Below are 21,229 nucleotides of genomic sequence, written 5' to 3' on the forward strand. Positions count from 1 at the left end.
GTTTCCGTTCGGAGAATGTTTCAAAACTTAGCGTCGTTCTTGTTTTCTTTTTGTAGGATGCGGTGAGGAACGAACCGCATCGCTCGCGACCGATGCGGTTCCCTGCGGTCACCGCATCCCAGGGTCCTCGGCCATGCAATGGTTGGAACGCCCTTCGCGGGCGAGAAATTCCGCCACGGCGAGAAAGTCGCGGATAAAGCCGGCGGGGTTGCCGGGCTCGACGGCATGCGCCAATCCGGCCAGGCTGCGTCCATACGTTTCCAATACCGTATCGCCGCCGCTCTGCCGGGCGAACTGATAGCCCAGCATGCCGGCCAGCGATTCGGGATCGGCGGGCATGTTTTCCAGCCAGCCGTGAGTCAGATAGGCGGCGCGGCGGGAGAAGCCTTCCCCCGCGAAGCGGTTGCGCAAACGGATGAGCTGGCCCATGGGCGTGGTTTCGATGTCGATGTCGCTCAGGGTTTCCCAATTCGATCGAGCGCCCGGTTCCCGTTCCAGCCAAGGGGAGGTGAGATGGACCGCTCCGCCCGAACGCTTGAGCAGCGAAATCGAGAACGCGTCGCGCCCGCCCCGGGACTTGGCGCGTTTTTCCGCTTCGCGCAACTGGCGCAGCACGTATCCGAGCGGCGCCTGATGATGGGCCACGACGGCGCCCATCGAGGCCGTGGCCTTGTGGCCCATGACCCGGTAGAGACGGTTGTTGTAGAGGACATGACCCCGCCGGAGGTCGAGGCGGGACGATTCGGTGCCGAGCAATTTCCAGGCGGTCGTGGCGTTATCGGGAAACACCCCGCTGTACGCGAGCCGCAGCAGGAACATCACCGACAGCAGATCATCCACCGAGACCATCGCCAGTACATCATCGCCGCCGGCGTAAATCAGCTTGCCCTTACCGCAGTCTTCGACGATGTGACGGGCCTGGTGCAATGCATAGCCGTTCAGCGCGGCGGAAATGGCCATGTGGCGGGCGGGAGAAACCGGACGCCGCGCCTTGCGGTAGTCGGCCAGATCGCCGGACGGATGGCGCCGGCCGATGACTTCGCGGATATGGGGATGCCAGGTATCTTCGAACGGCAGCAGGTAGCCCTTACCCTCCTCCCCCTGGCCCGACAGCCATGCGCCCATGCGGTCGCCGTCCATGAGGATGAGGGCATAGTACGTTTCGGGTTTGCCGCCCAGGACCTTTTCCATCGTTTCGTCGAGAGCCCGTTCGCGTGTGCCCGAATCGCTCCCTTGATCCAATTCCTTGATCGCGTCCAAATAGGTCGGCAAGCGTTCGGTAATGGCCCGAATAGGATCGAGATACTCGCCTCGGCGCAATTCATCGGCGACCTTCTTGGGCAAAGCGGCCTTTTCGTAGCGCGTCAGCTCGTTTGCGAAGCGCAGCACATTGGGGCTCATGGCATCGTTGTTTCCCCAATTTCCTTTTAGCCAGTTCCAAAATGTTGTCGCCAGCGCCATCGTGTGGGTACTGACGACATAGCGGTTTAATGGTTTGGCCGGTTGTATCGCCGTGCGGATATCTTCAGCAAATAAGCTCGGCCAGAAACGTTTGAGTGTACACGGCGCGCACAGATGTTCGCCCTTGCGGGCGAGGCCGGTTCCCTGCACCCGTTCCCAGAGGCTGCCGGATTCCTTGCGCCGGCCCGGCGCCAAATGCAGCAGTTCGCGCTCGTCGCTCAGCCACTCCCGCTCCCCGCAAAGGGAGCAGCGGTAACCTTCCTGCGGCGACTGGGCGAAAGTCCGCACCGCTTTCGCGGCGGCCTGGGCACGGTCCAGCAGATCGTACACGGCTGGGTAAAGCACGCCGGGATTGGGCGCAAAAAAGGTTTGACCTTCGACTTTCAGTTCTTTGCTCAACAACTTCCAGGCTTCGCTACCCAGAAAACCGGGTTTGCCGTTTCCCTCCGGATGGAACAAGCGCATGGCTTGCTCCAATTTTGCCGTCGCCGGCGGCTGTCCGCTCCGTTCCTCGATCAGAGAACCCCATTCCACGGCGGCCCAATGCACTTCCGGGAAGCCGGCGAGTTGCTCGGCGATTTGCGCTTCCGCCACTTTCGGACGCCCGGAGCGTTCCACCTTTCGGCACAGCAGATCGAGCGCCCGGCCGGCCTGAGCCAAGGCGAATTCGCGCACTGCTTGTTGGATGTCGTCCGCGAGCTTTTCGGCTTGCGCCGCCGGGATCAGCGCGACGAATCGGTTCGGGAGGGCGGCGGCGAACAGCGGATTGGCGTCTGTCTGTCCCTTGGTCCAGTCGCAGTCCGCGAACCGTTCTTTCGGCAAACCGATTTGGTCCCGCAGCCAGAGATCGACTAAAGGTACGCCGCGTAGTTGCGGGAACAGCACGGCATCCGGTCCGAAACGCTCACAAATAACCCTGATCGCTTCCCAGGCCAGCCGGGACAGGAAATGCGAACCGGCCCACAAGTCGGACGTGGTGCGCGCTTGGGCGATGAAATCCTGAACCGGGCCGAGGCTTACCGCCAGCAACGCGGGATTCCGGTCCGGGTCGGCACGGAAAGCCGAGGCGTAGGCGGCGGTGAGATCGAGATGCGCCCAGATGGTATGGTCCGGCACGCGGGTGTCGGCGGGGAGGAGATCCCACAGTTTGCCGAGTTGAGATGCGGGCGGTTCCGGCCCGAAACGCCAGAAGGCAAGCGCCGTTTTTCGGGCATCGACCGTATTGTTGTTTCCCGGTTGGACCAGTTCTTTGAAATGAGCGGTGCTGACCGCCTTGATATGCTCGGCATCGATCTCGGTAAGCTTCGGCAAGTCGTACCGTTCGCCCGAAAGGGGATGAATCAGCACCGGGCTTTCGTCGAACCGAATCTGCGCCCAGCCGGCATACCGGCTGTCCTTTTGATCGCGCGGCCATTGGGGACGGTCGCCCGCCGAAGCCCAGCGGTCGGCTTTTGCGACGATATCCCGAAGATCGGCCGGAATGCCGGGCTGCCCGAAGATGGCCGTCTGTAAGGCCGCGGCGGTGCCGCCCTCGTGACCGGCGGGGTCGCGCAGCAGAACCAGTGCTTTTTCGGCCGGGTCGTGGGTCCAGGCGGCCAGTTTGGCGTGCCAGTGGGTGAGTTCCATAAGGCGATTCCTCAAATGCGTTGAAAACCGGAGGCGGGCGCGTCGAGCCAAGCATGGACGCGGCACCAGATCGCGGCCTGCTTTTCCGGGCTCGGTTTGCTTGGGCCGAGTTTTTGCGCCAGTTCATGCGGCAGCGCGCAGGGAAGATGAAAGATCACCGCCACGAATTTTCCGTTTGCGGTTCTCGCGACTTTGAAGCGAAGTTGATTGGCGAGCCGTGCCTCCGTCGGAAATTTCCCCACGTTATGGTTTGTCACGGGATATGCAAGGAGGTGGCGGGATTCGAATGGTCCGTTTTTCCCGGCAGTGAACTTCAGGTCGGTTCGGAAGCCGATTTTGGCCTTTGCCAATGCGGTCATTGCGTCCCGCCAAGTTGCGAAGGTCTGCTGCGACTTCCAGATCATGAGTCCACGCGCGTCCTGGCCGAGGGCGTGAGGCCAGTCTCTGGTCAGACATCGATCGAGCGGCATGGCGATTCTGCCGATCAGCGGGTCGGAGGCGTCGGGAATTTCTGTGCTTTCGATGTCGTGATCGAAAGCCAGCGAACCCCAACCGTTGCGTGACCGGCCGCCGATGCTTCCAAACCAATGCACGAGTTTTAAGGCATCGACCGTCGCGGTTTCATCCTTGGGCCAGGCTATGAAAAGTTTCGCGGATTCGTTGGGCTGGATCGCGGCCTCAGCCTTGAGTGTCGTCTGCTTTCTTGCCTTGTTGTAAGTAAGCGGGCCGTAGCCGAGATAGAGTTCAGCGCCAACCGGCATGCCTTTGCCGGAAACTTCGGGATGCGTGCATTTCGTTTCATCCTTGCCGGGCCAAAGCGCATTTTTAAGTTTCCCTTCATCCCACCGGTCCAGCCTTAACCGAATGGCACTCTGTCGCGAGTCGCCGTCACCCGCCGTGCCGAACAACCGACCCTCGGCGATTCGCAACCTTTCGCAGTCGTAGGTGAGGTCTTTTGCGACCGCAATCCGCCACCACTGCCGGAGCAGCGCCTTGAACGGCGGCGTGCGCCATTGGCCGTTCTGCTCGGCGTTGCCCAGGAACGCGGGCGTATTGAAGCGCACGGTCAATTCCAGTTTTTGCATGATTGGTTTTCCTCGTTCTCAATGCCGGAGATAGGGCCGGAAGGGCTCGACGTCCTCGCCGCGCAGTTCGAAGCGGCCAAGCAGTCCGCCCATATGCATGGTGGTTTGCTGGCGCGAGGAATAGCGGGTCCAGTCGTGCCAGTGGAGCTCGGGCTCATGCACGGGCACGGTTCGCGAGCCGTGGGCAAGGGCGGCGAAGTCGGCCTCCAGCGGCGTATCGGCGTGGAAATAGCTCAGCATGGAAAACCGCCGCAGCAGATGGCCGAACAGATCGCCGAAACCGAACTGCGCGGGCGTGAACCAGATGGTCCTCCCGTTTCAGTCGCAGCGGCTCGGTGGTTTCGAAATGGCAGCGGAACACTGCCAGAGGCAACGATGGATGTGGGTGGGCGAAGGACATGAGGCTTCTTGTTTTTGTTGCGGGGCGTTCATTACATACCGAAGACAAGTTTAGAAAAGAATCGGCAAGCTTGCGAAGTCTCCGGACGATGCCTGTCCTGAGCGGCGAATGATGCGGTTCGCTTCGCTCACCACAGCCTACGGCCCGTAGGGTGCGGTGAGGCACGAACCGCACCGATGGCGCCGGTGAACGATGCCTGTCCTGAGCCCGGGGCGGCCCAGGTTGCGCAAGCCTGTTCAGGCCGGCGCGGCGGTGGGCAGGCTGAAGGTGAAGACCGCGCCGCGGCCGCGGGCGCTGAAAGCCTCGATGGTGCTGCCGTGCAGTTCGAGGATGCGCTTGCTGATGAGTAGCCCCAGACCGGCGCCGGAATGCTTGCGGGGCAAGCCGCGGAGCGGCGAGTCTCGTTCGAACAGGCTCGGAAGGTGCTCGCTGGTGATTCCCGTGCCATCGTCCTCGACTCGAACCACCACCTTGCCGCTGCCTTCATGGGCTATGGCCAGCTCGATCCGTCCGCCTTCCGGGGTGTGTCGCAGGGCATTGTCCATGAGGTTGTTGACATCCTCCTCGGCCTGAAGGCCGGAGATTCCTACGGCGCTCAGGGGCGGCATTGAGCCGCCCCTGAGTCGCTTCGGTGGGTTCCTGGGCCGAGTGCGCAACCGCTGCTCGTATCTCCACAGGCGTTACTTCCGGCATGCCCTGCCGTAGGCTGCCTTGGTTGTCGGCAGCAACGCCATTATAGGACGGCTCCGCCGTCCGCGCTATCCTTCCCCGCCCTGAACGGCGGGGCTTGTCGCGCACCCGGTCAGCACCCGCTCGATCATCCCGATGTCGGCGTGGACCAGGGGGACGGTTTCGAGGAATCGGGCGGTGATGCGGACCCGTCTGCTATTGGCGCTCAGTTCGAACTTTTGTACGACATCCTGGACCAGTTCCTGCACCGAGAAGCGTTCGAAGTTCGGCTGAACTTTCTCGCACTTGAGCTTGGCCAGTTCGAACAGGTCCCGGGCCAGATGAGACACTCGGCGGCTCTGGCGCACCGCAACCTCCAGGTATTTTCGCCGGTCGGAGCGGGAGAGCTGATCGGATTTACGCAGCATGGTTTCCAAATACCCCTGCATGGACGTCAGCGGCGTGCGGAGATCGTGGGAGACATTGGCCACCATCTCCCCTCGTCCTGGGCCTTGATCTGTTGCATCTGCGCCGCGATGCGTTCGGCCATGCGGCCGAACGCGGAGGCGAGTTGTCCGATTTCATCCGGACTTTTCCGTAAAGCCGGATCCAGCTTCAAGGCGCCGGAGAAACCCGAATCGTCGAAAGCGGCGATCGTCCGAGTCAGGGCATTCAAGCGCCGGGTAATGACCGAGAACAGGCCCAAGCCCGCGGCCAGGGTCAGGAGCAGCGCGCCCGCACCCGTCCATGCCGCGCTCTGAAACACGTGCCCCTGCCAGACATTCTCCGCCAGCCGCCGATAATCGTCACCGGCCAGCACGATGTAGAGATAACCCACGGTTCGATCGCCTCTCTGCAGGGGCGTGGCGCTGAAGATCTCCCGCCGTTCGGGATTGCGCGGGTTGTCGCCTTTCAGGGGCAGAGCCGCGCCTTCGAGGAAGTCTCGAAGCGGACCCGGCGCCACCTCGCTCAGCCGCACCCGTCCCGGTGGTGCGTCGTAGGCGAGGATTTTGCCGGCGGGGTCCAGAAGGTACAGCTCGATGCTCGGATTCACCACCATCAGCATGTGGAAAAGCTCGCGGACGGCTTTGTCGTCGAACTCGCCGTCCTTCGACAGGGGCCAGTGCCCGGCGATGTGCTCGGCCAGTCCTCGGCTGAGCCTCTGGATGATTTCCTGCTGATGGTTTTTTGCGGCGATCAGGTCGAGTCCCCCGCACAGCCCGCCGAACAGCAGGATCAGGGCGGCGAAAGTGAGTGCGATGCGGCTGTAGAGTGACCGGAACGTCATGGTCGATTCCCTCCGAAATCGGCGAATTTGTAGCCGACGCCCCAGACCGTCCGGATAAATTCGGGCCGGGCGGGGTCGCGTTCGATCTTCGCCCGCAAGCGGTTGATATGGGAGTTCACCGTGTGTTCGTAGCCGTCGTGGGCATAACCCCAGACCTGATCCAGCAGCGCCATGCGGGTAAACGCCTTGCCCGGATTCCGGGCGAAGAACAGCAATAGCTCGAATTCTTTCACGGTCAGCGAGACCGGCCGGTCGTCCAGCCGCGCTTCGCGGCCGACGGGGTCGACGCTCAACCGGCCGCAAACGATGGTTCCCGTTTTGTCCCGTACCTGCCGCTCCATCGCCTCGATGCGTCGGAACAGGGCGCGAATCCGGGCGATCAGTTCGGGAACGGAAAAGGGTTTGGCGAGATAATCGTCCGCGCCCAGCTCCAGGCCCAGCACCCGCTGGGTCTCGGTGGACCTCGCGCTGATGATGACGATCGGCTGGTAATGGGGCATGCGGCGGAGTTCACGGCAAATTTCCAGGCCGTCGATGCCGGGCAGCATCAAGTCGAGCACCACCAGGTCGTAACGGCATTCCCGCTGACGGCCGAGTCCTTCCGCGCCGTCCGCGGCGATATCCACCGCATATCCCTCGTCCCGCAGATTGATGCGGAGCATCTCGCCGATGTCCGGGTCGTCTTCGATCACCAGTATGCGTTTCATGGCCGATTCACAGGCTCGCTTGAACGGAATAGTCGGCCACCGATTATGCGGAAGGCAGCGTTCGCTGGCCAATCACATTTATTTGAACGCTTCGTGATGAATTCGTGATTTCCGGCCGCGCACAATCACGCCGCCCCGGTCAGCCGGCCCGCCGGTTACCGGTTTCATCCCCATCGATTTGCGGAGATCTATCATGAAGAAAAAACTTGCGATTTTTGCGTTGTGTTTTGCGTGGTTCGTTCCGGACATTGTTTCTGCCGATGCCGGCGATGGCCTTCTCGGAAAATGGTACGGCCCCTCGGACACGGTCTACACACTCTCCAACGATGCCGCCCGAAACGAGGTGCTGGCCTTTCGGCATCGTGGCCGCGGACGCATGGAACCGGCCGGCCGGTTTGCCACCGGCGGAACCGGCACCGGTTCCGGACTCGGCAACCAGGGTGCGCTGGCCTTGAGCGAAAACGAACGGTACTTGTTCGCCGTCAATGCCGGCAGCAACGACGTCTCGGTATTCCGAATCCGCTACGGCGGCCTGCAACTCGTTGACCGCGCCTCGGAGGACGGTGTGACGCCGGTCAGCGTCGCGGTTTCCCACAACCGGGTTTACGTGGTGAACGCGGGAGACGATTCCATCTTCGGTTTCCGGTTCGATCCCTACCGCGGTAAATTGAGTCCGTTGCCCGGTTCACACCACAAGCTGAGCGGTGAAGGAACGGCGCCTGCCCAAATCAGCTTCGACCGTGGCGGGAATGCTCTGGTCGTTACCGAAAAAGCCACCAACAAAATTACGACTTTTACTCTGAACGAGGACGGTACGCCGGCGGAACGGCATGTGGTCGATTCCGCCGGCACCACGCCGTTCGGCTTCGCTTTCGGCAAGCGCGGGCAATTTTTTGTATCCGAGGCGCAGGGCGGCGCGCCCGGCGGGGCGACGGTATCCTCGTACGAATTGCAGGAAGACGGAAGGGTGCGGGTGATCGACGGCGCGGTCGCGGTCGGTCAGACCGCAGCCTGCTGGCTCGCCGCTACACCCAATGGACGCATCGCCTTCACCGCGGACACGCCGGCCAACGCCATTTCCTCGTTTGCCATAGATTTCGCCGGAAATCTGTCTTTGCTGCAAACCAGGGCAGCCGAGGAAAGCCGGCCCACCGACCTGGCCGTGTCGTCCGACGGCAGAATGCTTTATACCCTCAGCGGCGGCGATCGCAGCATAGGCGTATACCGCATCCGCAAGGCGGGCACCCTGGAGAAACTGGATGATCTCGGCTCCCTGCCGTCCGGCGTTACCGGACTCATTGTCCGCTAGACCTCCGCGCTCCCCGGCCGCGGAGTGGATTAGGCGCGCGTACGATTGATTCCATTCGGCATTCAAGTGCGCATTCATCGATGGGTAGAGCGAAGCGAAACCCATCGATGGCGGGTTAGCCCTTCGACTGGGCTCAGGACAGGCCCTTCGACAGGCTCCGCGTAACCCACCGATTCGAGGTCGGCTCGGTGGGTTGCAGCCTGGCGGCCTAACCCACCCAACAAATACCGGTCTGACGTTTGTCCTTTCCGAGCACCGGACCTATTCGGCGATGTCTATTGAGCACATTTAGCACCGAGCAGTCTCCCAGGCCGCATGTGAACGAACGGTTTCGTCCAAAGTCCTCCTTTAACCGCCTGTTCCGGCGAGGAGGCGAACGATGACCAGGCGATCCGCGATCAAGCCGCCGACGCCGATACAGACCCCGGCAAGCAAAAGGGCGGCGAGGACGACGCGGGTCTCGATTCGGGCCAAAAGCCTCGAGAAACGGGAAAGCTTCAACGGGCGTTTGGCGGGGTGGTTCTCGGTTGTTCGTTCCATGTTCGAGGCAGGGCAGGTTCAATGCTTGGAAGTCCGGCCGCTGGCCTTCAGGCGGCGGTACTCCGCGTCCAGGGCATTTTCCGCGTGTCTGACGACGGATTCCCCCGCGGTTCCCGCGGTAAACAGGAAGAAGCCGCGAAGCTGATTCCGGTACATCAAATAACCCAGGTCGACATTGCCGCCGCGGCGGACGTAATCGGCCAGGCGGGTCACTATCGACTGGCAGGCTGCCTGAAGATCGTCGAGGGAAATGTTCGATTCATCGGGCGGCATCGATGTTTTTTTCCCTTAATTCGATCTCGAAATCGCTGTCGTGTTCGAGGCAGCGCAGGGTGAGCTTGACCATGTTGATCAATCGATGCTTGCCGATGACGATGCTGTCCACCTGACCCCGGTCGACCCAGCCTTCGACCACCCCCGGCGAGACCCCGACCAGTTCCGCGAACTTCTCCCGGTGCATCACCTGCACGTGCGGCAGCAACAGCACTTGACGGATGGCCTGTTCGTCCATAATGTCCCCTCGTTGCGTTACATTGCGAAATAACATGCGATCAGTACATGTATTCTATACAGTACGGTAAATAGTACAAGTATGAAATCCAGTCTTGACGAATTTGCCGCGAACGACCGAATCAAACAGCTCCGTAAGACCTTGCGCCTGACCCGCGACGAGTTCGCTCAGAAGACGGGGATAGGCACCAACCAGCTCAGCAATCTGGAGCACAAAAAGCAGAAGGTATACGCCTGGCATATCGAGGCGATTTCCAACGAATGGCCGCAATACGGCTACTGGCTGAGCACGGGAAAGGTTCTGCCCGATGCCGGACAGATCAGTCCTGAAATCGAGGAACCCCACGGACACCTGAAAGTGGCCGAGCCGCCGCCGGAGCGGCGCTGACGAGAGGGGAAGGGCCGGTCCGGGCCGAGCCTCGGGTTTTTCGCCGCGATCGTCTGATGCCATTCGGCATTCGAGTGAAGATTCATCGTAGGATGGGTAGAGCGGAGCGAAACCCATCGCTGGCGGGTTAGCCCTTCGCCCGGACTCAGGACAGGCCCTTCGACAGGCTCCGCGTAACCCACCGATTGGAAGTCGCCCGGTGGGTTACGGCGCACGCGACGCGCAGTGATGGGTCATCGGTCAGCGCTGATGTGCGCCTAACCCGCCCTACGAGAATTAATTCCAGATTAAAAGCGATCTGGAATAAGCTCGGTGGGTCGATACGCTTTTTGCCCGCCGCTCGTCGAACCGACTCCGATCTTGTCGCAACGGCTCGTAAGCCACAGCCGACACAAAAATCAGCCAGCGCTTACATCCCTTTTTCCGGGGATTTCGCGAAAATGCATCACCATTCCGACGCCGTGTATCCGGGATGTTAATCCCGGTGAATGTCGGTGGGGGCGAATGGGACGCACAGACCCGCGAGCCGTTCGGGAGCGTCTACAGTCACCGCTGCAGCCGCATCGGCCAAGCGCCCTTCCCGAGGCGGCTTTCTCTGAATAACCGAAATCCGGAATCTCGTTTACCGCAGCGGACACTCGACCCACCGGCGCGATTCCTCGGAGCCGGGCGTCCCGATACGAAGCCAGGAGGCATAAGTTCATGGTAAGGCTGTTGTCGACATTGATGGTCGTTGCCGCCCTGTCGGCCTGTGACATGGTGGGGCATATGAAGGAAACCATCGCTCACTTGAATCAAGCGGCAGAGAGTATCGAGAAGCAGCCCGGCAAGCAGGCGCAGGTGGTAGCCAGCTATGAGAATGGAACGCTGGCCGCCGTGACGGTCACCTTCGCCGAACCACCCGCCGTCGCGGTCGACGAGCTTGGACGCATTGCGCGCAAGGCGGTGATCGAAACGTTCAAGGCCGAGCCCGGCGAATTGATCATCTCGCTCGTGTTCGCGAAAGAGGTCTCCGCGATCTCGGGAATTCAAGAACCCGCATGCCCGGATGCTTCCGGGCGGCCGACTCCTCTCTGCAATTGAGCGCTCCCATGGCAGCCGCCGAGTTCAATTGCGAGCCTCTCCACCTACCCATCCGGGAAAGCCAAGATATGACTACTCTCTCGCCTGAACCCATCGTCCAGCTCGCCGGCGGCTTTATGGCAGCCAAACATTTGTTCGTGGCGAACGAGATCGGCTTGTTCGACAAGCTGGCGGCGGGGCCGGCCTCCCTGGACGAACTGGCCGAGTTCACCGGGGTTGCCCGCCCGCGCGTCCGCATCCTGGCCGATGCGCTGGTCGTGCTGGGCCTCATCGAGCGGCACGACGACCGCTATCGGAACGGGCCGGTTGCGGCGGCATTCCTGAGCGGCGACGGGCCGACCGATCTCCGGCCGTTCCTGCGCTTCTGGAACCATATCGCTTACCCGATGTGGATGAATCTGGAACCGGCGATTCGAACCGGGCAAGCGCAGGGAACCCTGGCGCTGTCCGGGGAGCGCCAGCGGATTTTTTCGGAGGGCGTCGAGGCGATACAAGCGCTTCCGGCGACGGCCTTGCCGACGGCCTATGACTTCAGCCGTCATCGCCGTGTTCTCGACCTCGGCGGCGGGACCGGTTCATGGCTGATCAGGCTGTTAGGGGCATACCCGTCGCTCGAGGCCACCCTGTTCGAGTTGCCGAACGCGGCGGCCGTCGCCCGGGAGCGGCTCGCGGGCGATCCCTGCGGACCGCGGGTGGAGGTTTTGGCCGGGAATTTCTTCACGGAGTCGATTCCGGCCGGCCATGACGCCGTGCTCATCGCCAATGTCCTGCATTTGCTTTCGCCGGAGCGCAATCTCGATCTGCTTCGGCGTATTCGCGCACGCGTTTCGGACGGCACCCGCCTTCTGCTGGCGGATTTCTGGACCGATCCGACCCATACCGATCCGCCCTTCGCCGCGCTGATGGCCGCCGAGTTTTTCGTGATCACGGGAGAAGGCGACGTCTACAGCGAGGAGGAGGCGAGCCTTTGGCTCCGCGAAACCGGGTGGCGGACCGTGGAGCGCAAGCCCTTGGCAGGCGCTGTGAGCCTGCTGGTCGCCGAGGCGGCAGAACGATGATACGCGGACGAAAGCGTACGGCGGCGGCCCGGACCTGCCAGCTCCTGTTCAGCTGTACCTATACGGAACCGCGTGGCGTTCATTTCGGCTTCAGGCTGGCGGTCGGCCGAGAACCGAATGCGCGGCTTTCCGTAAATGTGTGGGGCCGTCGCGGATTCGTGTTTAGCCTTTCGATCGGCATGTTGGGTCCCGTTCGGGCGGAACCGGTGCGATCCATTCCGTATACGTCTCGGAACAACGGTGTTTAACTGTCTGTCGAAGACTTGTTTCGGTTTTGAACGAAGGCGTATCGCATTTGAAGCTCACTGCCTCTGCCTCGATACGGGGATGGAATTGTAGGGGACGAGGGCTTCCGAGCGTTACATGCGCTGAACGAGTGTCCGAGTCGTTACTGTGCGTAAAGCAAGTAAAGCGCTATTCGAATCGCCCTCACCCCATCCCTTTCCCAAAGGGAGAGGGGGCTCCTGTGGCCTTAATTTCTTGACTATCAGTACGTGGAACAGGGAGATAAGGGATTATGAAAACCGATCGACACATTTTCCGGAAGGTCATCCTCGCGCTGTTGCTGTCGCTAGGCTTGATGTCGGCCGCTGTCCATGCTGTCGACGACGAAGGCGACATCAGAAGACCTCCCCGGAATCTTCTCTCCAACCCCAACTTTTCCGTCGTTTTGCCGAAAGATTGGACTCGCGATGCGTTCATCTTTTCCGAGGATCTGTTCCTGTTTCGGCAACAGGGCCGGAATATCGGACAGGTTGGTATTTCCATACCGGCTGACGTGCCGAACGACGTCAGGTGGATACAGACCGTCGATATCGAGCCCAACCGAACTTATCGTTTGTCGGGGTGGATCAGGACTCAAGATGTTGGGCACACGAGCGAATTCATCGACGTGGGCGCGAATCTTTCATTGCTGAATTGGGGCTCCGGCCAAGGCATCATCGACATCGTTACCAAACCTTTGTTAGCGTAAACCAAACATTGAAATAAGGAGATAATTATGGAGTTCGAGTGGGATGAGAACAAAAGGTTGAAGACCTTGAGAGAGAGGAAGATTGATTTCGTTGACATGATTGACCTATGGGATGATCCAAGGCGGCAAGAAGTAAGGGATCTACGAAACAACTACGGAGAGCCGAGATTTCAGACCATCGGTCAATCTAAATTCAACATATATTTTGTTGTTTATACTGAACGCGTGTATGAGGATGGTGCAGAGGTAATCCGAATTATTTCAGCTCGGAGAGCGAACAAAAAGGAGCGCGAGATGTATGAAAATCGAACATTCTCAGCGAGGATAGTCTCATGAAAGAAAGAATTGTGCGTCGCACCAAAGAAGAGATAAAGAAAATGAGAGGTAAAACCGATCATGTATACGTTGGCAACACGTCTGATAAGGAAATAGAGCGGCAGGTTGAAAATGATCCAGATAGCTATATTCCTACTGAAGAAGAACTTAAGAAGTTTAAGCCAGTGAAAAAGGATGACTCAAATGAATAAAGATACTAAGAATCTATCCAGTAAAGAAAAAATTGTCCGAGTTTCGAAGAAAGATAAAGGAAAACTGAAGGGTGCTACGAACTGGGCTGCTTTGGTAGCAGAGGAAAGAAAGGAAAATCCAAAAAAATAATACGCTAACAAAAAGCTCAAGCGGACGCTGAAAATCGCGCCGCTTAGCTTGGCGTTCGGTACCAATCGGTGGACCTATCGGGAGGTACAGTTTCATTCGGGGCCGCATACCCGGGCGACCGTGGCATTGCGAGTCGGCTTCTTTTCCGGCACGACCACGGGTACGGCTTGGTTTCGTGACGTCCGTCTCCAGAGAGTCCGGTAGCGGAAGCGGTTAGGGTCTTGGTTCGGGGACAATGCTCAACGGAGTGAAGCGCATCGTTTTCGGTGGGCTTCGCATGCTCGGCCCATCCCCTGTTAGCGAAGCAAAGTCGTTTTCAATCAGCGCTTCCTTCGGGTAAAGTCGGTCCGAACCAAAAGGATTTGGAGGCGTTATGCGAGTCGTGTTCTTCGCCTTGTTAGGACTGATCGTCGGGTGTGCGTCCGATCCCTCGGCGCGGCAAAAGCTGGCCGCGGCGATTCAGACTCAGTGTTTGGCCGAATCGAAGAAATTCCTCGAGAGCGGCGCGGCAAAGGCTTATTTCACGCGCTGCGTCGATAGCCGGTTGTCGGCTTTGGGTGAAGATCCGATCTATGACCCCGGTTTCGAGCAGCGATGGCCGGAGTTCGAAACTCCCGCAACCGGGCAGATTTTCGAGGAGAGATAGTCCCGATCGTGCCGCAAGCCGTGGACTGGGAAAACGACTTATTCCGCGGAGCGAAACCCGTCGATGGCGGGTTAGTCCTTCGACAGGCTCAGGACAGGTTCGAGGTCGCTTGGTGGGTTACGGCGCACGCAAAGCAAAGTGGTTGGTCGTCAGCCGGTGCCGGTGTGCGCCTAACCCACCATCGATGGGTTTCGCTTCGCTCTACCTATCCTACGAAAAATCAATTCCTTGCTGAAGGCGATTTGGAATTATCCCCCAGCGCCGCCAGAGCGACTTTGGCCAGGTCGTTCCAATGGTCGCGCGCCCAATATTCGAGATAGCGCCTGAACTGGCGCTGGGTCGAAAGAACCGGGAAGGCATCGGCGCCGAGCAAGTGGAGCATTTCTTCGCAGTATTTCCGGATGTCCTTTTCCGCCTGCGTGGGCCGGAATCGCTGCCCGCCATAAGCAACCCCCAGCAGCGAGAGTTCGGCCAGGGTGGCCAGTACGTAGGCGCGCTGTTCGCCGGTCGTCTTGCAGAGCTGCCATTCGGAGATCTGGCGGGCGGCGTCCCACCACAGGCCGTAGTCCTTCGCGAGCGAATGCCAGGCTTCGGGGCTGTCGGCGAGAATCGGCGTCGCCAGCATCGAGAGATATTGAGCGATCGACCAGGGATTGGACGGTTCGATCTCCAGCACTTCGCGATAGAGATCGCGAGCGGACTCATAGGCTTTCAGTCCTTCCGTCCGCTTCTCGCGAGCCGCCTCGTCAGCTCCGGTATCGGTCTCGGCGATCAGGAAATAGGCGATGCCGATGCGCTTTTCGCTGGCCGCGGCCATTCCGAGTCGCTCTGCCTTTTTCTTGGGCGATTTCTCGGTAATGGGTTCGGCGCACCAAGCCTCGAGTTCGGCGCGGATCGACGCGCATAAAGCTTTCAGTTCCTCGTCGCGCTGATCGGGTTTGCGCATTGCGGAAGATTTCCGGCCATCCGTGTTGGCACCGACCAGTTCGTCGATGCGGTCGAACTTCACGTTTAACCGTTTGCGGACGCGTTCGTCGCGGAAGGCCTCCACCTGCTGCTCGAAATTCCAGGGCACGGCGGCGTAGCAGACGATGCTGGCCCAGTCATGGGTGCCGGGCGAATCGGTGCGCAGCCGCTGGCGCAGATCGTAGAGCACCCAGCGCGGATCGGCGCCGCTCAGGAGACCGCTGTAAATGACCTCGGCGGCGATGGACGAGGCCCGCATCCAGAGCGGGAATTGCGAGGCGACGACCCAGGGAATGCCGGCCGCGTGCAGTTCGTGGGCGATGCTGCCTCCGGGTGTCAGCACCGAATTGATATTGCCGGAATCGCAGGTCGCCAGGGTGACCATGCTGGGGCGGGACTTGGTATTGCCGGAGGCGTCCCGCGCCGTGAGCACGATCGCCAGGCGTTCGCCGTCGACCACGTCGCCTTGCGCGGGATCGGCATCGCTACACAGCAGGATGCCGTAGCGGCGGTCGCCGGCCTCGAAGAGCGGCGCGCCGTGGGCCAGGATGTGCACGTGCGTGTACGGGGTGGCGCAGCAGGCTTCACGAATCTCCTCCAGGCTGGCATCGGGCAGCACCGTCAGGATTTTCTTGACCTCGGCAATGCGCTCTTTGTTGGTGTCCTTGATCTTGACCCAGGGTTCGATCGCGCGCCGCAGGGCTTCCAAATGGTCTTGCGCGGGCACTTCCGGAATGTCGCCGGGCGAAGCGAATGCGAACAGGATGCGCGGCGGGCGGTTCCATTCGACCGGCAGTGGCCGGCCGCGCCTGACCTCGCGGGTCATCACGATCGGGGTGCGCGACTGCAGAAACAGGGGCGAGCCCGAGCCGGGGAACCCATCGGGCGCGATGGCGGTTTCGAAAGGCACCATGCCCAGCTCGAAGGCGGACAGCGAAAGCCGCAGGTGCACCAGTTTTCTGCCGTCGCCCCGCGGATCGGAAAGCTCCGACAGCAGCGACGGAACCTGCCCCAGCACCCGGCCGATCGCCTCGCCCATTTCCCGCACTTCGGCTTCCCGTTGCGCGGTGGGGACGGTGGTTCCGTAGATTTCGTAGCGCAGGCGCTCGAGCCGGCTGAGCAGTTGCCGCTGCTCGAACGGCATGTGCACGGTCGCCGGACCGTCGGCGCCGCATAGCGCGAGGTAGGGGGTCAGCGGCGACAGCAATTGATTGTGCGCCGGGCCCGGCCGCAGCAGTTCCAGCTTGACGTTGCGGATATCGTTCATGTCAGGGCCTCGCGAACTGTTGGACGACCCTCGGCGCGCCGCTGCCGTCGCCCTCGACGTGGGTCAGGCGGCCTAGGGTTTTGCCCCCCTCCAGCGTGATCGAAATCGCGCTGGTCTGATCCAGCAGGAACGACTCGCCGCCGAATGCCGCGTTATCGATGGCCGCCATCGCGCCGTCGGTCAGCACCTCGTAGACCGGCTTGAACGATGCCGTGTCCTTGAGCATGGCATCGGTGAACCGCATCAGGCGGATCCAGGTTCCGCTGTTGAAGTAATAGCGCGAGCCGCCCATGTCGATGGCCCGTTCGAGATGGGTATGGCCGGTGACGATGAAGTCGGTGGAACTGCCGACCGAAGCCGTGACCTGCTTGTAGGTGTCGTCCCGGTCGGTGATGTCGAAGGTCTTGTCCTCGGCCAGCCAATCCTTGAGCGCGCGCCTCAGCGCTTCGTCCTTGCCGACCCCGGTGATCCAGCCGGTGAGACGGTCCCAGATCAATCCCCCGGTGCCCAGGGTTTGGTTCGGCGGCGTCACGGGAGCGCCGCGCTGCCTGAAGTTCTTCTCGGCGGCCAGCAGCATGTCGTCGGCGTTCCGGGCGCCGGCAGAATCGCCCGACCGCAGGCCGGCGGCAACGTTCGGTCCCAGCAACTGATCGACTGTGGCCGCGGGTGCGCCGGTTTCCTCGCGGGGCTGGAATCCTTCCGCCGACAAGCGCTGTTCGACCTGTTTCCCGCCCTTCTGCCGCTCGCCCAGGATGGACAGCAAGCTGTCGATCTTGGCCGCTTGGGATGGGTCGAGCACCACCAGGGTGCCGACTGCGGCAGAAGTTTCGGGTTTCAGCAGATCGATCCACGCGTAACGGCGCTTCACGTCGTTCATGACCTCCTTGACCATGCGGGTGCCGGCGTTCGGGTACCACTCCTTCGGATCGAGCGTACGGCCCGCATTCAGGCGCCGCGCGACGCGCGCCAGGTCCTCGTAGCGGTTGTAGTTCCAGGCATCGACCTCGTTGCCGTGGGTGCAGAACACGCGGGCGTTGCCGACCAGGCAGGTGTAACCGGCGCCGGTGGTGGAAAACTCGATGCGCGCCCGGGCGTCGAGATCTTCGCCCGCGAGCCGGGATTGAATCAGCCGTTGCACGGGGGGAAAGGACACTTCGATGTCGTGGTTGCCGATGACGATGACCAGCGTGCGGCCTTTGGTTTTGACGAAATCCGCGAGAACGTCCCAAATGCCGGAGAAAGACCGGTCGTTCATGATCCGCGTCAGGGTGGCGGTCGCCTCGTCCACCGCGACGTAGCCCCGGATGTCTTCGGCCAGGGTGTCGAACACGTCGCCGTTCAGGATCAGGGCGACGCGCCCGCCGGGGCGCCGGGCTACCCACCGAATATAGTTGGCGAGACGGTCCGTCTTGCCCAGAATCTGGAAACCGGGTTTTCCGCCCATGTGGATATCGGAGATGACATGCACCTCGTCGTAAGCCGGGAACTCGCTCATGTTCCTATCCCCCCAAAAATCCGAAGCGTTCGTATGACTGGCGTCGCCGATGATAAGCCCAATGCGATGGTTTCATAAAGGTACCCCATGGCATCGCGGCGGGACGCGGGCTACAGTCATCGGTCCGGCCGTAATCGGGCGGTGCTTCGCGGAGAATCGCCGATCGCTCCGGGTCCAAGAAAAGCGAGGCATGCTCGGTCTTCATCCCCGCGGTCGAGACAGGCCATTGCCTATCGAAGCTTCACCGGTTTCCGAAGGAGGACGCCCATGACCGCTGCTCCGGATTTTGTAAGCCGAGAAGTCGAACGGCTGGTTTCCGGCAAACGGGTTTCGGACGGTGCCGGCGTGAAACTCTTGCGCGTGCTGACCTCGGATCTGCAGCGCCGGCTTGATCCTTTCCTGTTACTCGATGAATTTTGCTCGGACAATCCGGACGACTATCTCGCCGGCTTTCCCGATCACCCCCACCGGGGTTTCGAAACGGTCACTTACATGCTGGCGGGACGCATGCGCCATCGGGACAGTGCCGGCCACGAAGGCGTGCTCGCCGCCGGCGGCGTGCAATGGATGACGGCGGGCCGGGGGATCGTGCACTCGGAGCTTCCCGAGCAGGAGCAGGGCCTGATGCACGGCTTCCAGCTTTGGATAAACCTGCCGGCGCGAGAAAAGATGGGGCAGCCCGGATACCGGGACATTCCGGCCGAAGCGATACCGCAGACGACCACTGCCGCGGGCGTGACGATCCGGGTCATTGCCGGGTCGCTGGCGGGCGTGGCCGGGGCGGTCAGGCGCGAAACCACCGAGCCCCTCTATGCCGACTTCGGGATGCCGGCCGGAAGCGTCTACGAGGCCGCGATCCCGGCGGCGCATAATGCATTTCTGTACGTTTACGATGGCGAAATAGAAGTGGGCGTGCGCGGCGAGCCGGTGCGTAGCCGTCAACTCGCGCTGCTCGGCAACCGTGCGGACGCCGATGGCGTACGGCTGAGCGCCCCCGGCGGGGCGCGACTGTTGCTGGTTGCCGGACGTCCCCTGAACGAGCCGATCGTACAGTGGGGACCGTTTGTAATGAATACGCGCGAGGAGGTCGAACAGGCCAGGCGCGATTTTCAGTCGGGCCGCTTTTAAGAGCCTATCCCAGTAGGCTCAAGAAACCCTTCGACAAGCCTGGCCCGAGCGGAGTCGAAGGGCTCAGGGCGAACGGCCTACTGGGATAGGCTCTTAGGCTCGGGGAAAGGTGGGTTCCTTGCCGGGCGTGCTCCGTTCTAGCGAGGGTCGATCCCAATGTCCCAGATCGGCGGCCGCCTCATACGTGCTTTGCAGAAATTCCAGCAGCAGAAGGTCGGGCGAATCCGCCCGGCGCACCTCGTCATAAGGCAGGATGAATTCCTTCAGCTCGGAGCTGTAATACGCGCCTTCGGGACGTGCCCGCGCCTCCGGAAAACCTTTGGGTTCCGGATAGGCGTAGGCGTAGAAGGCCGGAAACGGAACGGCATCGTTGCCCGGCCAGAAGCCGCAACTGCTCACCTCGTGAGAATAGGCATCGCGGACCACCCAGTCTGGGAGATTGGGCACGCCGCCGGGATGCTCGGGCGCACGCCGGCCGGAGAAGCGCGTGACCGCCAGGTCGAAGCTGCCCCAAAAAAAATGCACCGGGCTGCATTTGCCGATATAGCGCGCGCGGAATGCCTTGAATACGCGATCCGCCTGGGTCAGCGCCCGCCAGCAGCGGTGGGCGCACTCGGGATCGTAGGTGGCGTGTTCCCGGTCCCGGTCGAAGGGAATCGGATGGGCCACCTCGTTGGGTTTCTTCCGGATTGCAAGCTCGATCTCGAGCACCCGAAGCGCGGCAAAAACCTCCTCGTAAAAATCGGCCACCGTGCGGGAGCGGAGCGGAACTTGCCGCTCGCTGCCGTCGTTGGTCCGGATGACGAGGCGATGCTCGATAAAATCGAAGTCGATCTGGAAGGTTCTGTTTCGATAGGGAATCGGCGAGGTGGTCAGCCCGGAGGCGGTCAGATAGAGCACGACGTGCCAGGAATGGTTGACCCAGGGCGCCAAGGCCAGGCGGATCTTGCCGACAATCTGAGTCCACATGTGCAAGGTGGCGTAAGTATCTTGCCAGGCTTTCAGCGGCAAGTCCGGCCAGGCCGGGTTACCGTCTGGTCGATCTGAAGCGATTTGGACCGTCATGATGGCCTCCATATCGAGGGGGAATTACGCCCTTGCCGGTTTTCGACCTCGGGTGCGCAGGTTTGATTCCCCGGCTTCGACCTATCCGTTTCCGAGACTTGGGTCCCCAACCCGGCGGCCGGGAACCGGCATAACCGTACCCGGTTTGATTCTTTGCGAGGGTCGGCCGTTCCGGAATGCTTCGTGCCGGCAATCATTAATTGCCTTTATCGGGACTTCCCGCTTTGCACCTTCTGGCTTGCCCACGCAGCCGCTTTGGCGGGGCAAGTCGAGCGTGCCAAGGCCATCCTCGCCCGCGCCGGTTCTCATCTTTCTTTAATCTTTTCCCCGCCCGCGTTCTCATGTTTCATGCGTACTCTAGTGTCGGACGGCTACGGAGACCCCGCATGGCCAGCAGAGGCGGACCGGCGGAGCCGTTTTTCCGGCGGCCCTCCGGGCTTGTCGAGTCAGCGATTGATCCAACGCGTTATAGGTGAAACATGTCGGCGTATTTGCAGCACGAGGAAAGAATAGATGTTTTCTCATTCCTAGCTTCGTTCGAAGGTATTTGTGGATTGCTGATCGATCTCGATCTTTACGTGTTCAACAAGGCAGGCGAATTGATCGACTGCCAGCCGATTTGGAACGGAAAGGCCGCCGTGGCGCTTTCCGGGAAAGAACTGAGAGAGGCGCAAATCATGATCGGGCCGCCCATAAGCGTTTCCGTCCGGCGGCCGATCATGCAGGACATGATTCGGGATCACCATGGGTTCGAAGCCGGTTTCAGCTTGGTCCCCGAGAAGCGGTTGGTCGAGCTTTCTACTGTGCCGGAGCGGATATGGAGAGCATGGCAGCAGTCCGGTTCATTGAACAAAGGCCGAAAAGCGCTCGGACTCCTCGACGGTTTTCTCTTGTGGTAAACGATCCTG

The 21,229-nt window shown here is 61.1% G+C and carries 24 protein-coding genes; 11 read left to right on the forward strand and 13 right to left on the reverse strand.

What is annotated here, in order from left to right:
* Window positions 1–108 precede the first annotated feature (108 nt).
* The 7 genes from cas10 to sS8_RS20055 all read right to left on the reverse strand — a co-directional run bounded on the left by cas10 (window position 109) and on the right by sS8_RS20055 (window position 7,236).
* The gene (cas10, locus tag sS8_RS20030) at window positions 109–3,087 is read right to left on the reverse strand and encodes a type III-B CRISPR-associated protein Cas10/Cmr2 (protein WP_119631309.1); all 2,979 of its coding nucleotides are present in this window, start codon (window positions 3,085–3,087) and stop codon (window positions 109–111) included.
* Between the two features lie 11 nt (window positions 3,088–3,098).
* Complete coding sequence (locus sS8_RS20035) at window positions 3,099–4,172, reverse strand: hypothetical protein (protein WP_119631310.1); 1,074 nt, start codon at window positions 4,170–4,172, stop codon at window positions 3,099–3,101.
* Window positions 4,173–4,190: 18 nt separating this feature from the next.
* Complete coding sequence (cas6, locus tag sS8_RS20040) at window positions 4,191–4,478, reverse strand: CRISPR system precrRNA processing endoribonuclease RAMP protein Cas6 (RefSeq protein ID WP_331852294.1); 288 nt, start codon at window positions 4,476–4,478, stop codon at window positions 4,191–4,193.
* Between the two features lie 330 nt (window positions 4,479–4,808).
* Window positions 4,809–5,180 carry a sensor histidine kinase gene (locus sS8_RS20045; RefSeq protein WP_119631312.1) on the reverse strand — a complete coding sequence of 124 codons (372 nt, stop codon included), beginning with the start codon at window positions 5,178–5,180 and terminating at the stop codon, window positions 4,809–4,811.
* A 150-nt stretch (window positions 5,181–5,330) separates the two neighbouring features.
* Entirely contained in the window at window positions 5,331–5,735 is a 405-nt protein-coding gene (locus sS8_RS29350) for a sensor histidine kinase (RefSeq protein WP_232020370.1), read from the reverse strand.
* The gene (locus sS8_RS20050; RefSeq protein WP_232020371.1) at window positions 5,696–6,529 is read right to left on the reverse strand and encodes a HAMP domain-containing protein; all 834 of its coding nucleotides are present in this window, start codon (window positions 6,527–6,529) and stop codon (window positions 5,696–5,698) included. The genes sS8_RS29350 and sS8_RS20050 overlap by 40 nt, the downstream gene beginning before the upstream one ends.
* Window positions 6,526–7,236 carry a response regulator transcription factor gene (locus sS8_RS20055; RefSeq protein WP_119632908.1) on the reverse strand — a complete coding sequence of 237 codons (711 nt, stop codon included), beginning with the start codon at window positions 7,234–7,236 and terminating at the stop codon, window positions 6,526–6,528. Before sS8_RS20055 ends, sS8_RS20050 begins: the two co-directional genes overlap by 4 nt.
* Window positions 7,237–7,429: 193 nt before the next feature.
* On the opposite strand from sS8_RS20055, the gene sS8_RS20060 reads away from it, so the two are divergent.
* Window positions 7,430–8,545, forward strand: coding sequence for a lactonase family protein (locus tag sS8_RS20060; RefSeq protein WP_119631313.1), 1,116 nt, complete (start codon window positions 7,430–7,432; stop codon window positions 8,543–8,545).
* A 348-nt stretch (window positions 8,546–8,893) separates the two neighbouring features.
* On the opposite strand, the gene sS8_RS20065 is transcribed toward sS8_RS20060, so the two are convergent.
* From sS8_RS20065 to sS8_RS20075, 3 genes are read right to left on the reverse strand one after another with little or no spacing between them, the layout of a single operon-like run.
* Window positions 8,894–9,085: a hypothetical protein gene (locus sS8_RS20065; protein ID WP_119631314.1), complete on the reverse strand. Its 192-nt coding sequence runs from the start codon at window positions 9,083–9,085 to the stop codon at window positions 8,894–8,896.
* A gap of 18 nt (window positions 9,086–9,103) precedes the next feature.
* Complete coding sequence (locus tag sS8_RS20070; RefSeq protein WP_119631315.1) at window positions 9,104–9,358, reverse strand: hypothetical protein; 255 nt, start codon at window positions 9,356–9,358, stop codon at window positions 9,104–9,106.
* Window positions 9,345–9,596 carry a hypothetical protein gene (locus tag sS8_RS20075; protein ID WP_119631316.1) on the reverse strand — a complete coding sequence of 84 codons (252 nt, stop codon included), beginning with the start codon at window positions 9,594–9,596 and terminating at the stop codon, window positions 9,345–9,347. Before sS8_RS20075 ends, sS8_RS20070 begins: the two co-directional genes overlap by 14 nt.
* A gap of 81 nt (window positions 9,597–9,677) precedes the next feature.
* Between sS8_RS20075 and sS8_RS20080 the strand changes: the two genes are divergently transcribed.
* From sS8_RS20080 to sS8_RS20115, 8 genes are all read left to right on the forward strand, one after another.
* Window positions 9,678–9,983, forward strand: coding sequence for a helix-turn-helix domain-containing protein (locus sS8_RS20080; RefSeq protein WP_119631317.1), 306 nt, complete (start codon window positions 9,678–9,680; stop codon window positions 9,981–9,983).
* A 702-nt stretch (window positions 9,984–10,685) separates the two neighbouring features.
* Window positions 10,686–11,066, forward strand: a complete 381-nt coding sequence (locus tag sS8_RS20085; protein ID WP_145986624.1) for a hypothetical protein — start codon at window positions 10,686–10,688, stop codon at window positions 11,064–11,066.
* 68 nt (window positions 11,067–11,134) lie between these two features.
* Window positions 11,135–12,124: a methyltransferase gene (locus sS8_RS20090; protein WP_119632909.1), complete on the forward strand. Its 990-nt coding sequence runs from the start codon at window positions 11,135–11,137 to the stop codon at window positions 12,122–12,124.
* A gap of 517 nt (window positions 12,125–12,641) precedes the next feature.
* A complete protein-coding gene (locus sS8_RS20100) occupies window positions 12,642–13,097 on the forward strand; it encodes a hypothetical protein (RefSeq protein WP_119631320.1) in 456 nt (151 codons plus the stop codon).
* A 27-nt stretch (window positions 13,098–13,124) separates the two neighbouring features.
* On the forward strand, window positions 13,125–13,433 hold the full coding sequence (locus sS8_RS20105) for a BrnT family toxin (protein WP_119631321.1): 309 nt from the start codon (window positions 13,125–13,127) through the stop codon (window positions 13,431–13,433).
* Window positions 13,430–13,624, forward strand: a complete 195-nt coding sequence (locus sS8_RS20110; RefSeq protein ID WP_119631322.1) for a P-loop NTPase family protein — start codon at window positions 13,430–13,432, stop codon at window positions 13,622–13,624. The genes sS8_RS20105 and sS8_RS20110 overlap by 4 nt, the downstream gene beginning before the upstream one ends.
* Window positions 13,617–13,754, forward strand: a complete 138-nt coding sequence (locus sS8_RS28290) for a hypothetical protein (RefSeq protein ID WP_170161186.1) — start codon at window positions 13,617–13,619, stop codon at window positions 13,752–13,754. The genes sS8_RS20110 and sS8_RS28290 overlap by 8 nt, the downstream gene beginning before the upstream one ends.
* A gap of 373 nt (window positions 13,755–14,127) precedes the next feature.
* Entirely contained in the window at window positions 14,128–14,400 is a 273-nt protein-coding gene (locus sS8_RS20115; RefSeq protein WP_119631323.1) for a hypothetical protein, read from the forward strand.
* 220 nt (window positions 14,401–14,620) lie between these two features.
* Here the strand turns inward: sS8_RS20115 and sS8_RS20120 are convergent, their stop codons facing one another.
* Both sS8_RS20120 and sS8_RS20125 read right to left on the reverse strand, forming a co-directional pair.
* Window positions 14,621–16,633 carry a CHAT domain-containing protein gene (locus tag sS8_RS20120; RefSeq protein ID WP_119631324.1) on the reverse strand — a complete coding sequence of 671 codons (2,013 nt, stop codon included), beginning with the start codon at window positions 16,631–16,633 and terminating at the stop codon, window positions 14,621–14,623.
* Between the two features lies 1 nt (window position 16,634).
* Window positions 16,635–18,128, reverse strand: coding sequence for a metallophosphoesterase (locus sS8_RS20125; RefSeq protein WP_119631325.1), 1,494 nt, complete (start codon window positions 18,126–18,128; stop codon window positions 16,635–16,637).
* 267 nt (window positions 18,129–18,395) lie between these two features.
* Between sS8_RS20125 and sS8_RS20135 the strand changes: the two genes are divergently transcribed.
* Window positions 18,396–19,256, forward strand: coding sequence for a pirin family protein (locus tag sS8_RS20135; RefSeq protein ID WP_119631327.1), 861 nt, complete (start codon window positions 18,396–18,398; stop codon window positions 19,254–19,256).
* A 93-nt stretch (window positions 19,257–19,349) separates the two neighbouring features.
* On the opposite strand, the gene sS8_RS20140 is transcribed toward sS8_RS20135, so the two are convergent.
* Window positions 19,350–20,321, reverse strand: coding sequence for a DUF5996 family protein (locus sS8_RS20140; protein ID WP_119632910.1), 972 nt, complete (start codon window positions 20,319–20,321; stop codon window positions 19,350–19,352).
* Window positions 20,322–20,800: 479 nt separating this feature from the next.
* On the opposite strand from sS8_RS20140, the gene sS8_RS20145 reads away from it, so the two are divergent.
* Entirely contained in the window at window positions 20,801–21,220 is a 420-nt protein-coding gene (locus sS8_RS20145) for a hypothetical protein (protein ID WP_145986625.1), read from the forward strand.
* Window positions 21,221–21,229: the final 9 nt, after the last annotated feature.

Origin of the sequence: Methylocaldum marinum (genome assembly GCF_003584645.1) — a bacterium.
GTDB lineage: Bacteria > Pseudomonadota > Gammaproteobacteria > Methylococcales > Methylococcaceae > Methylocaldum > Methylocaldum marinum.